At 66.8% G+C, this 19,468-nt stretch carries 23 protein-coding genes; 12 read left to right on the forward strand and 11 right to left on the reverse strand.

All coding sequences use genetic code 11. From position 1 onward, the window contains the following. Positions 1–24: 24 nt before the first annotated feature. Positions 25–309 (reverse strand): hypothetical protein, encoded by a 285-nt coding sequence (locus G6N42_RS25535; RefSeq protein ID WP_163734603.1) that lies wholly within the window; start codon positions 307–309, stop codon positions 25–27. 203 nt (positions 310–512) lie between these two features. Further along, complete coding sequence (locus G6N42_RS25540; protein WP_163734606.1) at positions 513–1,382, reverse strand: 1,4-dihydroxy-2-naphthoate polyprenyltransferase; 870 nt, start codon at positions 1,380–1,382, stop codon at positions 513–515. A gap of 71 nt (positions 1,383–1,453) precedes the next feature. Here G6N42_RS25540 and G6N42_RS25545 point away from each other — a divergent pair, with 71 nt between their 5' ends. Genes G6N42_RS25545 through G6N42_RS25565 form a run of 5 tightly spaced genes read left to right on the forward strand, consistent with a single transcriptional unit; the run spans position 1,454 to position 5,470 of the window. Then, positions 1,454–1,678 (forward strand): hypothetical protein, encoded by a 225-nt coding sequence (locus tag G6N42_RS25545; protein ID WP_083124226.1) that lies wholly within the window; start codon positions 1,454–1,456, stop codon positions 1,676–1,678. 3 nt (positions 1,679–1,681) lie between these two features. Next, on the forward strand, positions 1,682–2,458 hold the full coding sequence (locus G6N42_RS25550) for an S-methyl-5'-thioadenosine phosphorylase (RefSeq protein ID WP_163734609.1): 777 nt from the start codon (positions 1,682–1,684) through the stop codon (positions 2,456–2,458). After that, the gene (locus G6N42_RS25555) at positions 2,455–3,516 is read left to right on the forward strand and encodes an NAD-dependent epimerase/dehydratase family protein (protein WP_163734612.1); all 1,062 of its coding nucleotides are present in this window, start codon (positions 2,455–2,457) and stop codon (positions 3,514–3,516) included. The genes G6N42_RS25550 and G6N42_RS25555 overlap by 4 nt, the downstream gene beginning before the upstream one ends. Beyond that, a complete protein-coding gene (locus G6N42_RS25560) occupies positions 3,517–4,329 on the forward strand; it encodes an alpha/beta hydrolase (RefSeq protein WP_163734615.1) in 813 nt (270 codons plus the stop codon). Positions 4,330–4,342: 13 nt separating this feature from the next. Next, positions 4,343–5,470: a nitronate monooxygenase gene (locus tag G6N42_RS25565; RefSeq protein ID WP_163734618.1), complete on the forward strand. Its 1,128-nt coding sequence runs from the start codon at positions 4,343–4,345 to the stop codon at positions 5,468–5,470. Between the two features lie 30 nt (positions 5,471–5,500). On the opposite strand, the gene G6N42_RS25570 is transcribed toward G6N42_RS25565, so the two are convergent. Together G6N42_RS25570 and G6N42_RS25575 are read right to left on the reverse strand one after the other, a co-directional pair. Then, the gene (locus G6N42_RS25570) at positions 5,501–5,890 is read right to left on the reverse strand and encodes a hypothetical protein (RefSeq protein WP_174262165.1); all 390 of its coding nucleotides are present in this window, start codon (positions 5,888–5,890) and stop codon (positions 5,501–5,503) included. 60 nt (positions 5,891–5,950) lie between these two features. Continuing rightward, on the reverse strand, positions 5,951–6,397 hold the full coding sequence (locus tag G6N42_RS25575) for a nitroreductase/quinone reductase family protein (protein ID WP_163734620.1): 447 nt from the start codon (positions 6,395–6,397) through the stop codon (positions 5,951–5,953). A 79-nt stretch (positions 6,398–6,476) separates the two neighbouring features. Between G6N42_RS25575 and G6N42_RS25580 the strand changes: the two genes are divergently transcribed. Next, entirely contained in the window at positions 6,477–7,808 is a 1,332-nt protein-coding gene (locus G6N42_RS25580; protein WP_163734624.1) for an adenylate/guanylate cyclase domain-containing protein, read from the forward strand. Here G6N42_RS25580 and G6N42_RS25585 read toward each other — a convergent pair. After that, entirely contained in the window at positions 7,805–8,830 is a 1,026-nt protein-coding gene (locus tag G6N42_RS25585; protein ID WP_163734628.1) for a sensor histidine kinase, read from the reverse strand. The genes G6N42_RS25580 and G6N42_RS25585 overlap by 4 nt on opposite strands. Next, entirely contained in the window at positions 8,820–9,518 is a 699-nt protein-coding gene (locus G6N42_RS25590; RefSeq protein ID WP_163734631.1) for a response regulator transcription factor, read from the reverse strand. The genes G6N42_RS25585 and G6N42_RS25590 overlap by 11 nt, the downstream gene beginning before the upstream one ends. A 100-nt stretch (positions 9,519–9,618) precedes the next feature. Here G6N42_RS25590 and G6N42_RS25595 point away from each other — a divergent pair, with 100 nt between their 5' ends. Genes G6N42_RS25595 through G6N42_RS25605 form a run of 3 tightly spaced genes read left to right on the forward strand, consistent with a single transcriptional unit; the run spans position 9,619 to position 11,568 of the window. Continuing rightward, positions 9,619–10,275, forward strand: a complete 657-nt coding sequence (locus tag G6N42_RS25595) for a glycosyltransferase family 2 protein (RefSeq protein ID WP_197905556.1) — start codon at positions 9,619–9,621, stop codon at positions 10,273–10,275. Beyond that, positions 10,272–10,937 (forward strand): TIGR04282 family arsenosugar biosynthesis glycosyltransferase, encoded by a 666-nt coding sequence (locus G6N42_RS25600; RefSeq protein WP_163734635.1) that lies wholly within the window; start codon positions 10,272–10,274, stop codon positions 10,935–10,937. Before G6N42_RS25595 ends, G6N42_RS25600 begins: the two co-directional genes overlap by 4 nt. A gap of 1 nt (position 10,938) precedes the next feature. Then, entirely contained in the window at positions 10,939–11,568 is a 630-nt protein-coding gene (locus G6N42_RS25605; RefSeq protein WP_163738254.1) for a class I SAM-dependent methyltransferase, read from the forward strand. 3 nt (positions 11,569–11,571) lie between these two features. Here the strand turns inward: G6N42_RS25605 and G6N42_RS25610 are convergent, their stop codons facing one another. The 5 genes from G6N42_RS25610 to G6N42_RS25630 all read right to left on the reverse strand — a co-directional run bounded on the left by G6N42_RS25610 (position 11,572) and on the right by G6N42_RS25630 (position 16,760). Further along, positions 11,572–12,621 carry a YncE family protein gene (locus G6N42_RS25610; protein ID WP_232076318.1) on the reverse strand — a complete coding sequence of 350 codons (1,050 nt, stop codon included), beginning with the start codon at positions 12,619–12,621 and terminating at the stop codon, positions 11,572–11,574. Next, positions 12,602–13,123, reverse strand: coding sequence for a hypothetical protein (locus G6N42_RS25615; RefSeq protein WP_163734639.1), 522 nt, complete (start codon positions 13,121–13,123; stop codon positions 12,602–12,604). Before G6N42_RS25615 ends, G6N42_RS25610 begins: the two co-directional genes overlap by 20 nt. A gap of 1 nt (position 13,124) precedes the next feature. Further along, a complete protein-coding gene (locus G6N42_RS25620) occupies positions 13,125–14,468 on the reverse strand; it encodes a molybdopterin-dependent oxidoreductase (protein WP_163734642.1) in 1,344 nt (447 codons plus the stop codon). Positions 14,469–14,594: 126 nt separating this feature from the next. Further along, a complete protein-coding gene (locus G6N42_RS25625; RefSeq protein ID WP_163734645.1) occupies positions 14,595–15,956 on the reverse strand; it encodes a hypothetical protein in 1,362 nt (453 codons plus the stop codon). A gap of 189 nt (positions 15,957–16,145) precedes the next feature. Further along, on the reverse strand, positions 16,146–16,760 hold the full coding sequence (locus G6N42_RS25630) for a pyridoxamine 5'-phosphate oxidase family protein (protein ID WP_163734648.1): 615 nt from the start codon (positions 16,758–16,760) through the stop codon (positions 16,146–16,148). 277 nt (positions 16,761–17,037) lie between these two features. Here G6N42_RS25630 and G6N42_RS25635 point away from each other — a divergent pair, with 277 nt between their 5' ends. The 3 genes from G6N42_RS25635 to G6N42_RS25645 are packed head-to-tail and all read left to right on the forward strand — an operon-like array spanning position 17,038 to position 19,463. Then, entirely contained in the window at positions 17,038–17,799 is a 762-nt protein-coding gene (locus tag G6N42_RS25635; RefSeq protein ID WP_163734653.1) for a GntR family transcriptional regulator, read from the forward strand. After that, entirely contained in the window at positions 17,799–18,026 is a 228-nt protein-coding gene (locus G6N42_RS25640; RefSeq protein WP_099038114.1) for a 4Fe-4S dicluster domain-containing protein, read from the forward strand. The genes G6N42_RS25635 and G6N42_RS25640 overlap by 1 nt, the downstream gene beginning before the upstream one ends. A 15-nt stretch (positions 18,027–18,041) precedes the next feature. Further along, complete coding sequence (locus G6N42_RS25645) at positions 18,042–19,463, forward strand: ABC transporter substrate-binding protein (protein WP_163734656.1); 1,422 nt, start codon at positions 18,042–18,044, stop codon at positions 19,461–19,463. The last annotated feature ends 5 nt before the right edge of the window (positions 19,464–19,468 follow it).

Genomic DNA, 19,468 nt, shown 5'->3' on the forward strand with positions numbered 1-19,468 from the left:
CAGCTACACCGAAATCGCGGTCAGCTAGACCTTTGTCAGCGTGAAGGTGAACTGGTCGTAGGGCTGCGGCGGTTTGCCACACGCCTCGGTTGACGAGAATGTGTGTCCGTAGCCGGTGAGGTCGTCGGACCACCGGAAGTTCATTCCACCGGTCGCGGTGGTGCCGTCGGGGCACTTCATCACGTCGGGCAGGTTTTCCACCGTCAGTACCCAGCCCCGGAAGTTCGTCGCCTGTCCGCTGAAGCCGGGCTTACCCGCGCCGGGAGAGGCGACGATGTTGATGCAGACGGGCTCGCAGGGGGTGGCCACCTACTGCTGGGTGCTGACCCCGTCGGAATAGATGGAGGTGCCGTCGAGGTCGCGGGGATTCTCGGCCCCGGCCGGACCCGCGAACCCCACGGCGGCGATTGCCAAGATAACCGCTGAGTGTATTGCTCGACTCGTCGTCATGACGTGCCTCCGCATCAGCTTCTTCAGCTATCGCAGCAGTTCGGGGCTCGGTTCGGACGGAATCAGCCAAAAAACAGCGCCGCAGAAACGGCGAGCGACCAAACCAGCATGGTCAACCCCGTATCGCGCAGAACCGGGATCAGATCTTTGCCACCGGAACCTTTTCGCACCGGAGAAGCGGCCCGCATCGCCAGGGGGAGCGCCACCAGGCCGACGGCGGCCCACGACGTCGCGAGGATCAGCACCAGCGTCAGGGCGAACGCCACCGCCAGCAGCGTCTGGTACAGCAGCCGCGTGCGCGGGTCGCCGAGCCGGACGGCGAGGGTGATCTTGCCGTATTCCTTGTCGGTCGGGATGTCTCGCAGGTTGTTCGCCACCAGCACCGCCGACGACATCGCGCCCATCGCGACGGCCATCGCCGCGCCGACCCAGTCGATCCGCAGCGCCTGGGTGTACTGGGTGCCGAGGACGGCGACGAGACCGAAGAACACGAACACCGCGACCTCGCCCAGCCCGAGGTAGCCGTACGGCTTCGAGCCGCCCGTGTACAGCCACGCGCCGGCGAGACACAGTCCGCCGACCAGGATCAGCCACGGGGCACTGAACCACGCGAGCGCGAGTCCGGCGAGGGCCGCGATGGTCAGGCTGACGATCGCGGCGGTCAGCACCGAGCGCGGGCTGGCGACCTTCGACCCCACCAGCCGCAACGGTCCCGCCCGCACGTCGTCGGTGCCGCGGATGCCGTCGGAGTAGTCGTTGGCGTAGTTCACCCCGATGATCATCGCGACCGCGACGACCATTGCCAGCAGCGCTTTCCACCAGCACCACGCGTGCAACCAGGCCGCCGCGCCGGTACCGGCGATGACCGGGGCGATCGCATTCGGCAGCGTTCTGGGCCGGGCACCCTCCACCCACTGCGCGAAACTGGCCACGAGCGCCAGTCTTGCACGGTCGTTGTTTTCCTCTTCGGGTCCGGCGCCCGTACGCGTGGCAGACTGTGCTCATGGAGGACCGACTCAGTAAGACCGAGATCCGCAAGGACGCCGTGCAGGAGATCGTCGAGTCCGGCGCGGCAACCGTCGGCGATGTGGCCTCGATCATCACCACCGCAGTCAAGGACGTCGCAAACGCCATCGGCGGCTTCGCGACCGATGTATTCGAGATCCGCGACGGAGCACGACGCGCCTCGCAGCAGTCGGTGGTCGAGGACGAAACACCGGGCGTGTAGCCCTTGCTCGGAGTCATCGGCGGCAGCGGGTTCTACACGTTCTTCGGTTCTGACGCCCGCGCGATCAGCTTGGACACCCCCTACGGCGAGCCGAGCGCGCCGATCACCGTCGGCACCGTCGGCGACCACGAGGTTGCGTTCCTGCCACGACACGGTGCCGGGCACGAGTTCTCCCCGCACACCGTCCCGTACCGCGCCAACATGTGGGCGTTGCGCGCGCTCGGTGTGCGGCGCATCTACGGGCCATGCGCCGTCGGCAGCCTGACGCCGGACCTGGGGCCGGGCGCGATGGTGGTGCCTGATCAACTGGTCGACCGCACCAGCGGCCGCGACGACACCTATTTCGACTCGGGCGGCATCCACGTCGGGTTCGCCGACCCGTACTGCCCGACACTGCGCGCCGCGGCGGCCGACCTACCCGGGGTGGTCGACGGCGGGACGATGGTGGTGGTGCAGGGACCGAGGTTCTCCACCAGGGCTGAGAGCCGCTGGTTCGCGAGCCAGGGTTTCAGCCTGGTCAACATGACCGGATACCCAGAAGCGGTCCTCGCCCGTGAGCTCGAAATGTGTTATGCGGCAATCGCTTTGGTGACGGATGTGGACGCGGGGATCGACAGCGGAAGCGCGGTCCGCGCGGTCGACGTCTTCGCGGAGTTCGAGCGCAACCTGGTGCCCTTCAAGAAGCTCGTGCACGAGGCCATAGATCAGGTTCAGCTCGAGCGGACCTGCACGCATTGCCTTCCGCACGAAGGCATTCAACTTCCGTTCGACTTGCCGTGAGAGTTCTGCTGACCGGAGCGGCCGGGTTCATCGGAACCCGGGTCGACGCCGCCCTGCGCGACGCGGGGCACGACGTCGTCGCCGTCGACGCCATGCTGCCCGCCGCGCACGGTCCGGGTGCTGTGCCGCCCCCGGACTGCCGGGTGCTCGACATCCGCGACGGGTCCGCGCTGGCGCCGCTGCTCGACGGTGTCGACGTGGTGTGCCACCAGGCCGCGGTGGTGGGCGCCGGGGTGAACGCCGCCGACGCACCGTCGTACGGCAGCCACAATGACTACGGGACGTCGGTTCTGCTGGCCGAGATGTTCGCCGCGGACTGCAGGCGGCTGGTGCTGGCCTCGTCGATGGTGGTCTACGGCCAGGGCCGCTACGACTGCGCCGAGCACGGTCCGATCGACCCGCTGCCCCGCTCGCGCGCCGATCTCGACGCCGGGGAGTTCGACCACCGCTGCCCGGTCTGTGGTGCGACGGTCAACTGGCAACTGGTGGCCGAGGACGCGCCGCTGCGGCCGCGCAGCCTTTACGCCGCGAGCAAGACCGCGCAGGAGCATTACGCCCTGGCGTGGTCTGAGGCCAGCGGCGGCTCGGTCGTCGCGCTGCGCTATCACAACGTGTACGGCCCGCACATGCCGCGCGACACCCCGTACTCCGGGGTCGCGGCGATCTTCCGCTCAGAGCTGGAATCCGGCGACGTGCCAAGGGTTTTTGAAGACGGTGGTCAAATGCGCGACTTCGTGCACGTCGACGACATCGCGGCAGCCAACGTCGCGTCCGTCGAATCCGCGGTCGACGGCTTCGACGCGTTCAACGTCTGCTCCGGTCGGCCGATTTCGATCATGGAGGTCGCGACCGAGTTGTGCGACGCACGCGGTGCCGCGGAGCCGCCCCGACGGCGACATGAGGCTCTAGCGCCCGTCGTCACCGGGCAGTACCGCAGCGGCGACGTCCGCCATATCGTCGCCGACCCCGCCCGCGCCGCCGAGGTGCTCGGTTTTCGCGCCGCCGTTGATCCGCGCGACGGCCTGCGCGAGTTCGCGTTCGCACCGCTGCGGGCGTAGATGAAGCGCCTCGCGGTGGTTGTCGCTATCGTCGCGCTCGTGGCTTCGGGTCTGCTGGCGTTGGCGTGGTCGCAACAGCGACGGTTGATCTACTTTCCGTCGCCTGGGCCGGTCCCGCCAGCGGCAACGATGTTGCCCAACGGTCAGGACGTCGTACTGGACAGCGACGGAATCCGTTTGGGGGCCTGGTATTTCCCTGTCGTCGGCGGCGGTCCCGCGGTGCTGGTGTGCAACGGCAACGGCGGCGATCGATCTGGCCGGATCGCCCTGGCCGCCGCGCTGAACCGTATCGGCCTTTCGGTGCTGCTGTTCGACTACCGCGGCTACGGTGGCAACCCTGGCCAACCTTCCGAGGATGGAACGGCCGCCGACGCGCGGGCCGCCCAGGCATGGCTGGCTGCGCAACCCGGCGTCGAGAAGATCGTGTACTTCGGCGAATCCCTCGGCGGCGCAGTCGCTGTCGGCCTCGCGGTGGAACGGCCGCCCGCGGCCTTGATTTTGCGATCGCCGTTCACCTCCCTGCCCGACGTTGGCGCGATGCACTATCCGTGGTTGCCGGTGCGGTGGCTGCTGATGGACCGGTATCCGTCGATCGACCGGATCGGATCGGTGCACGTGCCGGTCATGGTGATCGCCGGCGACCGCGACGACATCGTCCCCGAGGCACTGAGCCGTCGACTCTATGACGCGGCCAATGAGCCCAAGCGGTACGTGCTGGTGCCGGGGGCCGGTCACAACGACCCTGAGATGGTGGACGGCCGGCAGATGCTCACCGAGATCCAAGGGTTTCTGTCGTCGACCGGTGTGACCTAGTGATACTGGTGGAATGAAGCCCGCCATTTGTGAGCAGTTCGGCATCGATTTCCCCCTCTTCGCGTTCAGCCACTGTCGGGACGTCGTGGCCGCGGTGACCAATGCCGGGGGGTTCGGCGTCCTGGGCGCCACCGCCTACACACCGGAGTTGCTCGACCAGGAACTGTCGTGGATCGACGAGCACGTCGGCGGTAAGCCGTACGGCCTCGACCTCATCGTGCCCGCCAAGTTCGAGGGCAAGGGCGAAAAGTTGGGCCGGGGCGAGCTGGCGTCCCGCATCCCCGACGACTACCGCGAATTCATCGCGGAGCTGCTGGCCAAGCATGACATCGAGCCCGAGGCGTCGCCGAAGACCGGCCCGTCGTTCCTGTCGGGAGACACCGGGCAGGAGCTGCTCGAGGTCGCGATGAGCCATCCGATCAAGCTCATCGCCAACGCGCTTGGGGTGCCGCCCGACTACATGATCGAGGCGGGGAAGAAGAACGGCGTCCCGGTCGCCGCGTTGGTGGGCGCGAAGGAGCATGCGGTCAAGCAGGCGCAGGCGGGGGTGGATCTGATCGTCGCTCAGGGCACCGAAGCCGGCGGCCACTGCGGCGAGGTGACGACGCTGGTGCTGATCCCCGAGGTGTTGGAAGCTCTTGCGGCGATCGGGAGCAACATCCCGGTGTTGGCGGCAGGCGGGATCGTTACCGGCAAGCAGATGGCCGCGTGTGTAGCGATGGGTGCCGACGGGGCGTGGACCGGCTCGGTGTGGCTGACGACGGAGGAGGCCGAAACGGCGCCGCATACGGTGCAGAAATTCCTCGCCGCATCCTCACGCGACACAATCCGCTCGACCGGCCGAACCGGAAAGCCTGCGCGGCAGCTGGTTTCGGACTGGACCGACGCGTGGCAGCCGAACGAGGGCGGTCACAAAACATTGCCGTTGCCGCTGCAATCGATGGTGGCCGAGCCGATCATCCGGCGCATCGACGTGCTCGCGGCGCAAGGCCATCCGGGGGCGCAAGCCTTGGCGACCTATTTCGTCGGACAGGGCGTGGGGCTGATGAACAAGGTGAAGCCAGCCAAAGAGGTGGTTCGTGAGTTCATCGAGGACTACCTGTCAGCGACAGAACGGCTGAGCAACTCACTGCCGGACTAGGTTCCGGCAGTGAGCGTCAGCCAGCAAGTCCTACGGGACCTCGATGCAACCCACGCCGGGAACACAACCGCCGCCGCCACCTGGGCCGCCGCCGCCTGACGGGCCGCCGGGGATGGACCCGCCGCCTCCGCCGGGACCGCCGCCACCCGTGGGGCCGCCCGGGATCGTTCCGCCGCCGCCCTCCGGGCCGCCCCCGCCGGTGGGGCCTCCGGGAACCGCACCGCCGCCACCGGGCGCGGTCGTCGTCGCCGGAGCGGGTGCGGGTGCGGTCGTCGTCGCCGACGTCGTCTCGGTGGTCGTGCTGGTCGTGCTGGTCGTGCTGGTCGATTCACCTTCGTCGCCGCCGCCACAACCCACGGCCAACACCATTGCAGCAGCGCCGCCGAGCACAGCGAACGATGTGCGTAGTTGCTTGTTCACAGTTCCTCCGTTTCCTTCCGACGCGGTGGGACTACCCGTCCCAGTCGGCTCGAAACGGACTTAGTCGAGGGCGATGCGGACCGAGATCGGGTCGCTTTCCATCGCGCGCATCGTGAACGCGGTCGCCGATTGTCCGAATCGGCCGCCACCACCGAAGCTGCGGGCACGGGCGCGCACGTCGTCATCGGGTTCGAAAGTGGCTGTGCCGGTGCGCCACTCGTTGTTCACCCGTACCCGGACATTCGGGTTGGCGGCTATGTTGTAGGCCCAGCCGGCCCGGCGACCGTGTTGGGAGATGACCCACAGGTCGTTGCCGTCGATCCGACCGGCCAGCGGCACCCGGCGCGGTTCTGACGACTTGCGGCCGATGGTTTCGAGCTCGACCACAAGTGACGAGCGGACGCCCAGACGGTCCAGCGCCGTCACCAACGGGTTCATCACGATGCGTCCCATGCGTCGTTCGAACTTGAATTTGCGTCGCGCCTTGTCGGCACTCTTGGTCGCCATGGTTAGCGACGATAGTAGAACGATCACTCAAATACAAGAGTCGCGGATGAGGGCGCCGGTCAGATGGCATGCTCTTGCCATGGGGGGCGTGCCGGAGACGCTGTACGCGCAGGACAACGGTGTCCATTTCGCGTACCAGGTCCTCGGCGACAACGGGCCCGACCTACTGTTGGTACCGAGTCCGAACTTCCCGATTGACCTGGTGTGGGACGACGCCGCCGTCGCCGGACATCTTCACCGCCTGGCGTCGTTCAGTCGTTTGATCCTGACCGATCTGCTCGGGATCGGCAGCTCCGATTCGGCGCCGGCCGACAATCCTTCGATGCAGGTCTGGACCGACGGCCTCGTTTCGGTGCTCGATGCGGTCGGGAGCGAGCGAGCGTCGGTGTTCTCGATGACGGAGTCAGGGCTGTCTGTCATGTTGTTGGCCGCCACCCATCCTCAGCGGATTCGCTCGCTTGTGCTTTCCAGTCCCTACGCAAACTTTCTCCGCACTACCGGCCAGTCTTTCGGACTACCCGAGTCGGAGCTCGCTCGGTTCAACGAGGCGTTCGGTCGAAATGTCGGGACGGGAGCGCTCGTCGACGTGTTGGCGCCGAGTTGGACCAACGACGCCGCCAAGAGGCGTTGGTGGGGCCGCAATGAACGCCTCGCAGGCGGACCCGGGGACTGGGTGCGGGCGTTCGACCTGTTCGCGCGCACCGACGTCCGCCCTCTCCTCGGCAGTATCCAGGCGCCGACGCTGGTGGTGCGCCGTCGCGGCGATCGCCACGTACGCGACGGCCATGCCCAGGACATCGTCGGGCGGATTCCCGATGCTCGACTGGTCGAGTTCGACGGCGAGGACAGCGTGTGGTTCGCCGGCGATGCCGACAGCCTGCTCGACGAGGTGGAAACATTTCTCACCGGCCAACGCGGTGCGCCACCGTCCAACCGCGTACTGGCGACGGTGTTGTTCACCGACATTGTGGGCTCGACCCGACGTGCTGCACAGCTCGGCGATGAAGCTTGGACGAAAGTGCTTGCCGCCCATGACCGCGTCGTCGATCGAAGTGTGGCCAGCTGGCGTGGTGAAGTCGTCAAGTTCACCGGAGACGGCGCGCTCGCGACATTCGACGGTCCGGCGCGCGCGATCGAATGTGGATGCGCGATACGCGACGCGGTCGAAGATCTCGGCTTGGAAGTCCGTGTCGGTCTGCACACCGGAGAGGTCGAGAAATCCGACGGCGACATCCACGGCATCGCGGTCCATGTTGCGGCCCGCATCATGGCGCTTGCCGGTCCTGGCGAGGTGTTTGTATCGGGGGTGATCCCGCCACTGGTGCTCGGTTCCCGACTGCGCTTCACCGATCGCGGTGAGCACCAATTGAAGGGTGTGCCCGGAATGTGGCGAGCATTCGCCGTGGACTAATCCTCGGCAGCCAACGGCAACCGCACCTCGAACCGTGCGCCGGCGTCGAGGTTGTGCGCGGTCAGTGTGCCGCGATGGGCCTGAACAAGACCCGCGGCGATGGCGAGGCCGAGTCCGGATCCGCTGGGCAGCGACGAATCCGAGCGTGGCACACGGTTGTTGGAACCGCGGTACGCGACATCGAACACCCGCGGTAGGTCAGCCTCGGCGATGCCGACGCCGGTGTCGTCCACCCGGGCCCATGCGCCGTTGTCGTCGGCACCGAGTGAGAGCAGAACCTCCCCGCCCTCCGGTGTATGCGCGATGGCGTTGGCCACCAGGTTGGACAACACCCGGACCAAAGCCCGGTCGCTACCCACCACCCGTACCGCCTTGGACGGCAATTCGGCCGTCAGGTGCACGCCGGCGCGCTCGGCGGCGATCCGGTGTGCAGCCAGGACGTCGTCGACGACCTCGTCCAGCGCCACCTTGTCCAGCGCGGGTCGTATCGCGCCTGCATTGATCTTCGACATCTCGAACAGATCGTCGACCATATCGGCGAGCCGAATCGATTCCTGCTCAATCGTTTTGGCGTGCACCTGCACCTCTGATTCGGGAACCACACCGTCGGCGATGGCCTCGGACACCGCGCGGATCCCGGCCAGCGGTGTGCGCAGGTCGTGGCTGACGAAGGCCACCAGCCGCCGCCGCGACTGCTCTGCGGCCCGTTCGGAATCGCGGATCTCCTGCTCCCAGACGGTGCGCCGGGCTTGGTAGCGCGCCAACATCACCGCCGCCGGAATCGTGACCACCGCGACGATGACCAGCACGACCGCCGTCTGTTCAAACGTCTCGGTGAGCATGAACCCGCTCGCGCCCAGCACTCCGGAGAACGTCGCCAGTACCGGGATGAGCACCAGCGCCACCATGCTGACGGCCAACGACCACGACCGTGCCAACCGGATGATGATCGCTCCGGCGAGAACCACCGGCACCGAGCAGGCGAACGCCCACCAGGCGATCTCCCACAGGTCAGTGGGCATGAGCCTGCTGTTCGTCGGCGCTGCTCCAGAGGTAGCCCTTGCCCCACACGGTCTGCAACCGGTGCGCGTCTCCGAGCTTGGACCTCAGCCGCTTCACATGCACCGTCACCGTCGACAGATCGCCGAAGTCCCAGCGCCACACCTGTTTCAGCAGTTCCTCACGGGAGAACACGGTGTCGGTGTGTGTGAGGAAGAACATCAGCAGGTCGAATTCGCGGTTGGTCAGCGATACCGGGTGCCCGGACACGGTCGCCGAGCGCGCGGCTGCCGACACGCTCAGCCCGCCCACCGTGATGTCGAGCGGTGGGGGGCCTGACTGCGCAGGAGCACGCCGCAGCACCGACCGGACCCGCAGCGCCAGTTCGCGCGGACTGAACGGTTTGGTCAGATAGTCGTCGGCGCCGGCCTCCAGACCCGCGATCCGGTCGTCCTCTTCACCGAGCGCGGTCAGCAGGATCACCGGAATCGCGTAACCGCCGCGCTGCCTCAGGCTGCGGCACAGCGTGAGGCCGTCAGGTCCGGGCATCATCACGTCCAATACCGCGACGTCGATGCGCTGCGAGCCGAGCAGCCGCAGCGCCTCCGTTCCGTCGTGGGCGATCGACACCTCGAGGCCATCGCGCTCCAGATACCGGCGCACGACATCGCGCACGACGGTGTCGTCGTCGGCGATCAACACCCGAGTCACCCCCCGAGGTTAGCCCCGCACACCCGCGACCTGCAGCAACGTAATGAATTCGTCATGGGTCACCCTGTTTGACCAGCGCGAGGGTGGTTAGCCTCGAACCATGCCCGACTGTCCCGTCACGGTGGTGCTGCCGTGCCTCAACGAGGCCGCGTCGCTGCCGGGGGTCCTGGCGGCGATCCCGCCCGGGTACCGCACCCTGGTGGTCGACAACAACAGCACCGACGGCACCGCCGAGGTGGCCCGACGGCACGGTGCGGACGTGGTCGCCGAGCCCCGTCCGGGATACGGCTCCGCGGTGCACGCCGGGATCGTGGCGGCGACGACGCCGGTCGTGGCGGTCATCGACGCCGACGGCTCGCTTGATCCGCGTGACCTGCCGAAATTGGTCGACGATCTCGAACGTGGAGCGGATATGGCGATCGGACGGCGGCGTGCCGTGAAGGGGCTGAAATGGCCGTGGCATGCCCGCGCCGGGACCGCTGCGGTGTGCTGGCGGCTGCGTCGCAAGCACGGTCTGCCGGTGCACGACATTGCGCCGATGCGGGTGGTCCGTCGCGACGCGCTGATGGGGCTCGGCGTGCAGGACCGCAGGTCCGGATATCCGCTCGAACTGCTGGTGCGGGCCGCTGCCGCGGGCTGGAACGTCGTCGAACGCGATGTGGACTACGGACCCAGAACCGGCGGAAAATCGAAGGTGAGCGGTTCGATGCGCGGCAGCGTGGTCGCGGCATTCGATTTCTGGCGGGTGATTTCGTGATTCCGGTGGTCGCCCTGGTGGTGGCGAAGGCGCCCGTGCCCGGATTGGCGAAGACGCGGCTGGCCGCCTCGGTAGGGGATCGGGTGGCCGCCGACATCGCGGCCGCTGCGCTGCTGGACACCCTCGACGCGGTCGCCGCCATGCCGGTACAGGCGCGCGTGGTGGCGATGACAGGCGACCTCGATTCCGCGCGGGCATCGGCGACGATCCGTAGCCGCCTGGAATCGTTCACGGTGGTGCCGCAGCGCGGGGATGGTTTCGCCGACCGGCTCGCCAATGCGCACATCGACGCGGCGGCAGCGACGGGCATTCGAACGGTGCTGCAGATCGGTATGGACACGCCGCAGGTGTCGGCCGACATGCTCACCGAATGCGCCCATGAACTGATGGGCACCGGCGCGGTGCTCGGCCTCGCCGACGACGGCGGATGGTGGGTGCTGGGAGTGTCCGACGCCGCGATGGCCGATTGCCTTCGGACGGTGCCGATGTCGCAACCCGACACCGGGGCGTTGACGCTGGCCGCGTTGTGGTCCAAGGGAATCGAGGTCACGCGGGTCGCCGAGTTGGGCGATGTCGATACCGTCGCGGACATCGCGTCGGTCCGGCGGATGTGCTCCGCGGACAGTCATTTCGCCCGCGCCACCGAGGGGGTGCATGCCTGACATGCTGGGCCAACTCTATGACCGCGCTCTCGACGGTGAGCGGTGCTGGATCAGGCGCGACGACGGCGAAGTCCGACGGTTACCGGTGCGACGGTGGCTCGGCGGGAAGCACGCCGACGATAAGTTCGACAGTGCCGTGCTGGAACTGTGCACTGGTCCGACGATCGACTTGGGTTGTGGTCCTGGTCGATTCGTGACTGAACTCATCCGGTGTGGCATTCCCGCGCTCGGGGTCGATCAGTCGGCGACGGCCATCGACTTGGCGCGGCGCAACGGCGCTCCGGTGCTCCGACGAGACGTGTTCGGACCATTGCCGGGGATCGGACGCTGGCAGACAGTCCTTCTCGCCGACGGAAACGTGGGGTTGGGTGGTGACCCACTGCGGATGCTCAGAAGAGCAGCCGAGTTGTTGGGTCACGGCGGCAAGTGCGTGGCCGAATTCGATTCGGAGGCAATGGGAATCCGCACCAGCTGGGTGCGACTGGAGTCCAGCCGGACTATCGGGCCGTGGTTTCGTTGGGCATTGGTCGGCATCGATTCCGCCGCCTCGCTCGCCAAGGACGCAGGATTGGTGATGACGGGTATGCAGACGATCGGCGGGCGCGTCGTGGCGACGCTGGCTTTGCCGTGACGATCAGCGGGGTAACAGATCCTCGGTGATGATCTGCAGCGACCCGTTGGGGCTGCTGCCCGTGATCAGTACCGCGCCCGAACGTGGTTCCACCGCGACCGAATTGGGTTGTTGCACCGTCGGGACGGTGCCGGCGATCCGTGGTGTGGCGGGATCGGCCACGTCGATCACCTGCAGTTGGTTGGTGGCGGTCAGGGTGACGAAAAGCCGTCGACGATCGGGGTCGTATGCCAGCCCGTAGGGCTTGCCCGGCGACTCGACCCTGGCCAGCCCGCTGATCTGCGGCGTGATGCGTTCGATGAGCACGGCGCCGCCATCGGTGTCGGCGAATGCGACGAGGTCGTCGGATAATGTCACCGCGTGCGTCAGCTTGGTACCGACCGGCCCTTGCGCCACCTGCTCCCGGCTCGATCCGTCATAAACCCACACTCCGTTGCCCTGCACGTCGGCCACCGCCGCGTACTTCCCGACCGCCGCGGCACCACCCGGCTGCGGTGGACCCGCGGGTAGTGATCCGACGACGTCCCCGTCCCGAACGAACACCACACCGCCACCCATTTCGTTGGTCACGACGACAGTGCCGTCGGACGTGCGCACGGCATCGTGAGGCTGCCGCCCGACGCCGGCGGTCCTCGACACCACGTCGCCATCGGCGAGGCTCATTTCGACCAACTCGTCGGACGACTCCAGCGGGACCAACACTGGCCCGTCGGCCCCGGCGAGGCTCAGATGCCGTGCAGCTCCGCCCAGCTGGACGGTCTGACGAACGACCCCGGTTCTGCTGTCCACCAGCGCCACACCGGGGGGATTACGTACGGCGATCGCAGCGGTTCCCGATGTGCCGATGACGATGCCCTCGGGCCCGCCGGGGATCGGCACGACCCTGCCGACCGGCGACACCGTCGGAGCCCCGGCCGGAGCGGGTTCGGCAGCGGGCGTACGTGAGGACCGCGGCGCGGATGTCTGCTCCGTTGTCGCACCTTCGCCGCAGCCCGCCACAACCACGATCACGGCGAGCAGCGCCCCGATCGCCTCAACCGGCCGATTCGGCACTTCGAACCGTCCTTTTCTGCGGGCCAGTGGATTTCGCCCGGCTGAGAACGAGCTTGATCGCGAACGCGATGGCACTCGCGGCGAACATCACCGCGGTCAGCAGCAGCCACCGACCGAGGAAAGGTTCCTGGGTCTGTCCGGTGGCGGCGAGATATGTCGGCGCGCCTTGTTCGATGATGCCGGGCAGGAAGACCACCAGCGTCAGCGCGGCCCCCAGCGCGGGTACCCGAATGAAGTTGAGCACAGGCACCTTTGCGACCGGACGCCGATTGGCTGTCAGCAGTCGGTCCGCCAGGGCATAGATCGGAAACAAGACGAGGTCGTGGGCGATGATCGCGGCGGCGAACCACACTGCGATCGACTGCCACCACACGTTGGTGTTCCACAACGTCTCAGGCTTGATCGTCGCGATGACGTAACCGAAGAGCGCGAAACCTGCGACCAGCGTCAGCAGGTGCAGCGGATGCGACCCGTAGATGCGGTGAAATCCGTTCAGTGACATGTCACTTCGCCCTGAAGTCGATGGATGCTACCCATTTGGTGTTGTGCACGCCGGGCAGTGCCGGAACGATGATTCGTGCCGGAAAGCCGTGATCGAGGGACAGGTCGGCGTCGTTGACCCGAAGTGCAAGCAGCGAATCCGGGTGCATCACCTGGTTGGCCTGCAGGGTGGCGCGGTTGAACGCGCCGAAACGTTCCACTGAGCGCACGAATGCGGACCGCGGTTCGGGAACACCGGCGAGCTTTGCCAGGTTCCGCAGTGGCACCCCGGTCCACGTCTCGGTGGTCGACCAGCCCTCGACGCAGGCGATCGGCAATCGTGCGGTGTGCTGCGACATCGCGGTGAGCATCGCGCGGTCGAGAACGACCGGCGACGGCCCACCGGTCAGGGTCAGGCGCCAGCGTTCGCCGGTCAAGTCGGGGGTGATCCGGGCCGCGGCGGCAGTGCGGTTGATCTGGAAGTCGTTTGGCCCGTCGCCGTGGGTCCGCCCGCGGGGCAACAGCAGTGCTGTCTGCCGAGTCCAGCCGCCCAGCGTCTGGCCGGCGGTGATGACTGCCATGAACAGCGCGCCACCGCCGACGAGGGCGAGAGCGCCGCGGCGGCTGATCGTGGCGGGTCCGGGTTCGGCTGCCACGAGCCCGTCGGGTTCGTACGGTTCGGGTCGGGTGTCCCTGGTGTTGGTGCGCAACACGCGTCGCATGGACATCGATCGAAGCCCTAGCCGCATGCGCGGAATCTTGATGGCGATGTGAATCACGAAGCCCGCGATGAAGACCCATGCTCCGTAGTAATGGGCCGTGTAGAAGCTGAAGCCGAATATGTAGTCGTACTGGATGTTGAGGACGCCGGTGATGATCTCGAACAGGATCCCACCGACAAGCATCAGCAGCGAAATGCGTTCGAGCATCTGTGCCACCGAGCGTGACGGTGGCCAAGCGAAGAGTCGCGGAATCACCGACCAGAGTTTGGCCAGCACAATCGGGATCAGGATCAGCCCGAGCCCGACATGCAGGCCTTGGTTGAGCCGGTACAGCCATGACGGGTCGGTCGGCCAGTCGAACGTCGGTAACTTGAGCCAGCCGACGTCGCCCGGAATCGCCTGGCCGAACTGCGGCCCGTACGCGATGTACGAAAGCAGACCGGTGATCGTCACCACCGGAAGGGTGATCAGCAGTACAGACCCGAGCGCAGACGTCAGCCATAGGCCGCGCAGCGGACTGCGCCAGCGCGTGGCGCGTTTCAGGCCCGGTGGCGGATGCTCGTCCAGACCGCGCCACAGGCGTCGGGGGAATCCGTATCCGCGCGCGTCTGTCGGCGCTCCATCAGGCTCCTCGGAATGGTCCATGTGCTCGGGTGTCCGTCCCACCTTGAGTGGCGTGAGTCGCGCGTTCGTTACGCATCCGATTGTCGACCCACAAGCCACCGGTTGCCGGGAATCGAGCAGTGCGTCACCGAATAGTCAGCGACGACGTCACCAATTCGTCAGGATCAGATGGTTCAGCGCGAGCGCGCCGACCACGTTGACGGCCAGCCACCACCGCTGCGAACGTGGCGGCAACAGCGCCCCGGCCGCCGTCAGCCAAATCGTGAACGGCAGCCAGATGCGTTCCGTTTCGGCCTTGCTCAGCATGGACAGGTCCGCGAACACGACCGCGACCAGCGCGCCGAGCACGACCAGATGCAGACCCGGCCGCAGCCTGATCGCGGCCCGGTCGAAGACGCGGCCGATTCCCGCCACGCTGCCCAGTCCGATCGCGCACACCACCGACGCGAAATTCGCCCACGACCAGTACTGGAACGGGCGGTCGTTCGCGATGCCCTGCCAATAGCGTTCCTGCACAAGGACATACCCGTCGAACCACCAGAACCCCGCGGCGGCGAAGACCGCGACAACGACGAGCGCGACCAGCACCGCAGGGATCAGCGCGCGCAGCGCCGCCCGCCAGTCCACCGCCGCGAGCAACACCGCGACGGCGGGAGCTGCCATGAGACCCAAGCCGTAGTTGAGGAAGATGCCCCACCCCAGCAGCAGCCCGGAACCGGCCGCCGCCAGCATCGGCCAGCGCACGGTGCGTCGAGCCGCCAACGCCAGCAACGCGATACCCCACGCCGCCACACCGGCGAAGTAGCCGTCGGCGGACACGGCGATCCAGATCGCCGTAGGCGCAACCGCCGTGAACGGTGCCGCCATCCGCGCGACGTCCTCATTGGCGAGTGCGCGCACCGCGACCACGATCGCGGCTGCCGCGCTCGAACCGACGAGCAGGCACAGCAGCGCCGCCCATCCGCCACCGCCCAGCCCGATGCGGTCGAGCCAGACAAACGACAGCAGCGCTCCCGGAGGATGGCCCGACACGTGGGTGATCCACGAATCAGGTTGGTAATCCAGAATTCTGCTCGCGAAGGTGCGCACCGCCTCCGGGATATCGGTGATGGTGGGTACCTGGCGCAGATACTCATGCCGCGCGGTGAGCCGACCGGCGAAACCGCGTTCCCAGCCGTCGATCATGGCGAGCGAAAACGCCCATGCGCACGCCGTCGCCCACGTGACCCACGGCACCCATCGCCACGGCAGCCGCCGCGCCACCGACGGTCCCCACCACACCGCCGCGGCGCCGATCACGACGGCGGGGACAGTGCCCCAGCCGACGTGGGCATTCCACCACCCGAAGATCGGCGCGGTGCCCGCGAAGTCGCGGAAGCGTTCCGGGGTGGCATTGATCAGGGGGGTGACGATGCCGAGATCCAGGTGCGGCACCACGAATGCCGCGATGACAAGGACAACTCCGACGGCGACCGCCACGATTTCTCGTCGGTGAGAAGTGGCCGCCATCTGAACGACCCTACCCATCCACCATTGCACTACTCGAGGGCACGACAGCGGTCATCGACGTCGCCCCGATCGGGTACATCACCGAGGAGCACCTCCCCATCATCCTGAGCTCCTCCAACACCAACGCGAGGATCTGAGCAGCTTCACCACCGTTGCCGACATCCCCGTCGATGGCGGCGTCAACCAGTTCTAGTAGAGCTGCCTGCGATAGTTGTCGTCGCTGTAGTACTCCTCGAGCTGGGCTTGCGTCCAGTCGGTGCGGACGGCCTTGGCGAGTTCGGCGACGCTCGGCAAGGCCGTCGGATTCCAACTTGACGGATCCCAAGTGTCCGACCGCATAAAAGCCTTGGCGCAGTGGAAGAACACCTCTTCGATGTCGATCTCCAACGCGAGGATGGGCCGGTTACCGTTCACCACCATGGCATCGAAATAGTCTGCGTCAGAGAGGATTCGCGCGGAGCCATTGATGCGCAGTGTGTCGCCGCGGCCCGGTATCAGAAACAGCGTGCCGACCTGCGGGCGCTGCAACACGTTGAGGTAGCCGTCGACGCGCTTGTTGCCCGGGCGTTCGGGGATCGCGACCGTCGTGTCGTCGATGACGTGAACGAAGCCGGGCGGGTCGCCTTTCGGTGACACATCGACGCGGCCCTGCGCATCGGTGGTCGCGACGAAGCCGAGCGGCGAGTGCGCCAGCCAGTCCCGCTGGACAGGGGACAACCTGTCCTTGACCTTGTTGGCGACCGCCTGCTGAGGTTCCCCGACAATCGCGCGGAGGTCGGCGACGGTGGTCACTTCGTGGCGCATGGCTACATCATGCTCGCCGCGTCGCTGCCCGTTCGCAGAGACGGCGCTCACCGCCGATCCGCACCGTTCTGCTCACCGCGATTTGAAACCTCTCGACGCCGGAGCACTGGCGCAATGGCTGTCGTATGAGGCCTAACGGCAGGTCGGCGAGGCTGTGGACCGGCGCATTCACCTGAGCCGCGCCGATCCCTCAATGCGGTTGGTCGGCGGCCACCGCGTCCACCGATAACGTCACCGACCAGGTCAGTCACACGACGACAGCCCCCTGGAGGTGACCGTGGCCAGCCAAGAAGCCCGCGCGCAGCATGCCGAACCGACGCCGATCCGCCGACCCCGAGCCGACCAGGCGCGCCTGGTCGCCGATGTCCTGAGGCACCAGATTCATGCGGGCGGCTACTCCGACGGACTGCCCACCGAGCAGGATCTGGCGAGCGAATTCTTCGTTTCCCGCAACACCGTCCGTGAGGCGCTGGCTGCGCTCAAGGACGAGGGCCTCATCGACCGCGGTCCCCGCACGGGCACCCATGTCGCCATCCGCAAGTACGACCACGGTCTCGACGCGCTCGTCGGCCTCAAGGAGACGTTCAAGGGCTACGGCGAGATCCGCAACGAGGTGCGCACGACCATGAACGTCGCTGCGCCACCGTCGGTCGCGAACCGCTTACAGCTGAGCCCGTCCGAGCCCGTCGTGTTCATCGAGCGTCTGCGCTACCTCGGTGACCTCCCGCTGTCACTCGACATGACCTACCTCGCTCCCGACATCGGCCGCGAGGTCATCGAGCATTCACTCGAGGTCAACGACGTCTTCGCGCTCATCGAGCAGGTCACCGGGCGGCGCCTCGGCGGGGCCACCCTTGCAGTCGAATCTGTTGCCGCCGATGCACATTCAGCCGCCATCCTGCAGGTCCCGGACGGTGCTCCGGTCCTGCTGTTGGAGCGCCTCACCCACCTGGACGACGGACGGCCCGTCGATCTCGAGTACATCCGCATGCGCGGGGATCGAATTACGCTGCGCAGCAATCTGGTTAGGGGAAACTGATGGCCCAGGTCAATCAGCGTGTCGATGTGCCGGTGACCATCGACGAGTCGCTGTGCATCGAAGGGTGCACATTGTGCGTCGAGATCTGTCCACTCGACTCCTTGGCGATCAATCCCGAGAACGGCAAGGCCTTCATGCACGTGGACGAGTGTTGGTACTGCGGTCCCTGCGCAGCGCGCTGCCCCACCGGCGCCGTCTCCGTCAACATGCCCTACCTCCTCCGCTGAGAATCAGGAACATTCATGAAGCGCATACTCGCCGTAGCCTCTGTCGTCCTCACCGCCGGTTCACTGGCCGCCTGCTCGCTTGACTCCCAGTCCGAGTCCGCAGACACCGTCAACGTCGTCATCGGCTATCAATCCAAGACCATCAACACCGTCACCGCCGGAACCCTTTTGAAGGCCAAGGGTTTTCTGGAGAAGCGGCTCGAGGACATCTCCAACTCCTCGGGAGTGAACTACAACGTGCAGTGGCAGGACTACGACACGGGCGCCCCCATCACCGCCCAGATGGTCGCCGAGAAGATCGACATCGGCTCGATGGGCGACTACCCGCTGCTCATCAACGGCTCCAAGACCCAGGCGAACGAACGCGCCCGCACGGAGTTCGTCTCCGTCACCGGCTACAGCCCGACCGGCGCACTGAACATGGTCGTCGTCCCGCCCAACTCGCCCATCCGATCGATCACCGATCTCGCGGGTAAGAAGGTCTCGGCCAGCGTCGGCTCTGCGGGCCACGGCACGTTGGTCCGCGCACTCGACAACGCCGGCATCGATCCGAAGACCGGCGTCGAGGTACTCAACCAGCAGCCTCAGGTCGGCGCGTCGGCGCTGGAATCCGGACAGGCGCAGGCACTTTCACAATTCGTCGCATGGCCCGGTCTGCTGGTCTTCCAGGACAAGGCCCAGCTGCTCTACGACGGTGCCGAGGGTGACTACCCGACGTTCCACGGAGTCGTCGTCCGCCGCGACTACGCGAGCCAACACCCCGAGGTGCTCGACGCGTTCCTGCAGGCACAACTCGACGCCACCGACTTCCTCAACGAAAACCCGCTGGAGTCCGCCCGGCTCGTCGCTGAGGGCAGCGGCCTGCCCCAGGAAGTCGTGTACCTCTACAACGGCCCCGGCGGCACCAGCTTCGACACCACGCTCAAGCCGTCGCTCATCGAGGCGTTCAAGGGCGACGTGCCCTACCTCGAGTCCATCGGGGACTTCGCCGATCTGAACATCGACGAGTTCGTCGACGACACCGCCATCCGCAAGGCGTTCGCGGAGCGTGGGCAGGACTATGAAGCCGCGCTGAATACGACGACGAACCCGTCAGCGCTGGGCGGTCAGGATCCGGTCTGCAACGTTGCGGTCACCGATCCGAAACTGGCGAGCGAACTCTGGATCAATGGCAGGGACGCCACCCAGGCTGCCGCGAACCCCGGATGCCTGTTGCGCGCCGTGCGCGAGGCGAACGCCCGCGGAGAGCAGGTCCGTGCGGCCTACGTCCCCGACAGCGAGTTCGGCACGCGTTGGTTCGCCGACAAGTCCGTCTGGGTCCAGGATGGTCGTAACTTTCTGCCGTTCGGTACGCCCGCCGGTGCGCAGCGCTACATCGGCGGCCATCCCGGCGCGACGGTCGTCGAGTACCAGCAGGCATTAGTGGGTGCGGTGTGACGGCC

This window comes from Mycobacterium gallinarum, assembly GCF_010726765.1.
Lineage (GTDB): Bacteria > Actinomycetota > Actinomycetes > Mycobacteriales > Mycobacteriaceae > Mycobacterium > Mycobacterium gallinarum.

What these genes read in the sequence shown, in the direction of transcription:
- G6N42_RS25545 (WP_083124226.1), top strand. Translation starts at nt 1,454, where the DNA reads ATGGAGGACCGACTCAGTAAGACCGAGATCCGCAAGGACGCCGTGCAG.
- G6N42_RS25560 (WP_163734615.1), top strand. Translation starts at nt 3,517, where the DNA reads ATGAAGCGCCTCGCGGTGGTTGTCGCTATCGTCGCGCTCGTGGCTTCG.
- G6N42_RS25565 (WP_163734618.1), top strand. Translation starts at nt 4,343, where the DNA reads ATGAAGCCCGCCATTTGTGAGCAGTTCGGCATCGATTTCCCCCTCTTC.
- G6N42_RS25575 (WP_163734620.1), bottom strand. Translation starts at nt 6,397, where the DNA reads ATGGCGACCAAGAGTGCCGACAAGGCGCGACGCAAATTCAAGTTCGAA.
- G6N42_RS25580 (WP_163734624.1), top strand. Translation starts at nt 6,477, where the DNA reads ATGGGGGGCGTGCCGGAGACGCTGTACGCGCAGGACAACGGTGTCCAT.
- G6N42_RS25585 (WP_163734628.1), bottom strand. Translation starts at nt 8,830, where the DNA reads ATGCCCACTGACCTGTGGGAGATCGCCTGGTGGGCGTTCGCCTGCTCG.
- G6N42_RS25595 (WP_197905556.1), top strand. Translation starts at nt 9,619, where the DNA reads ATGCCCGACTGTCCCGTCACGGTGGTGCTGCCGTGCCTCAACGAGGCC.
- G6N42_RS25605 (WP_163738254.1), top strand. Translation starts at nt 10,939, where the DNA reads ATGCTGGGCCAACTCTATGACCGCGCTCTCGACGGTGAGCGGTGCTGG.
- G6N42_RS25615 (WP_163734639.1), bottom strand. Translation starts at nt 13,123, where the DNA reads ATGTCACTGAACGGATTTCACCGCATCTACGGGTCGCATCCGCTGCAC.
- G6N42_RS25620 (WP_163734642.1), bottom strand. Translation starts at nt 14,468, where the DNA reads ATGGACCATTCCGAGGAGCCTGATGGAGCGCCGACAGACGCGCGCGGA.
- G6N42_RS25625 (WP_163734645.1), bottom strand. Translation starts at nt 15,956, where the DNA reads ATGGCGGCCACTTCTCACCGACGAGAAATCGTGGCGGTCGCCGTCGGA.
- G6N42_RS25630 (WP_163734648.1), bottom strand. Translation starts at nt 16,760, where the DNA reads ATGCGCCACGAAGTGACCACCGTCGCCGACCTCCGCGCGATTGTCGGG.
- G6N42_RS25640 (WP_099038114.1), top strand. Translation starts at nt 17,799, where the DNA reads ATGGCCCAGGTCAATCAGCGTGTCGATGTGCCGGTGACCATCGACGAG.
- G6N42_RS25645 (WP_163734656.1), top strand. Translation starts at nt 18,042, where the DNA reads ATGAAGCGCATACTCGCCGTAGCCTCTGTCGTCCTCACCGCCGGTTCA.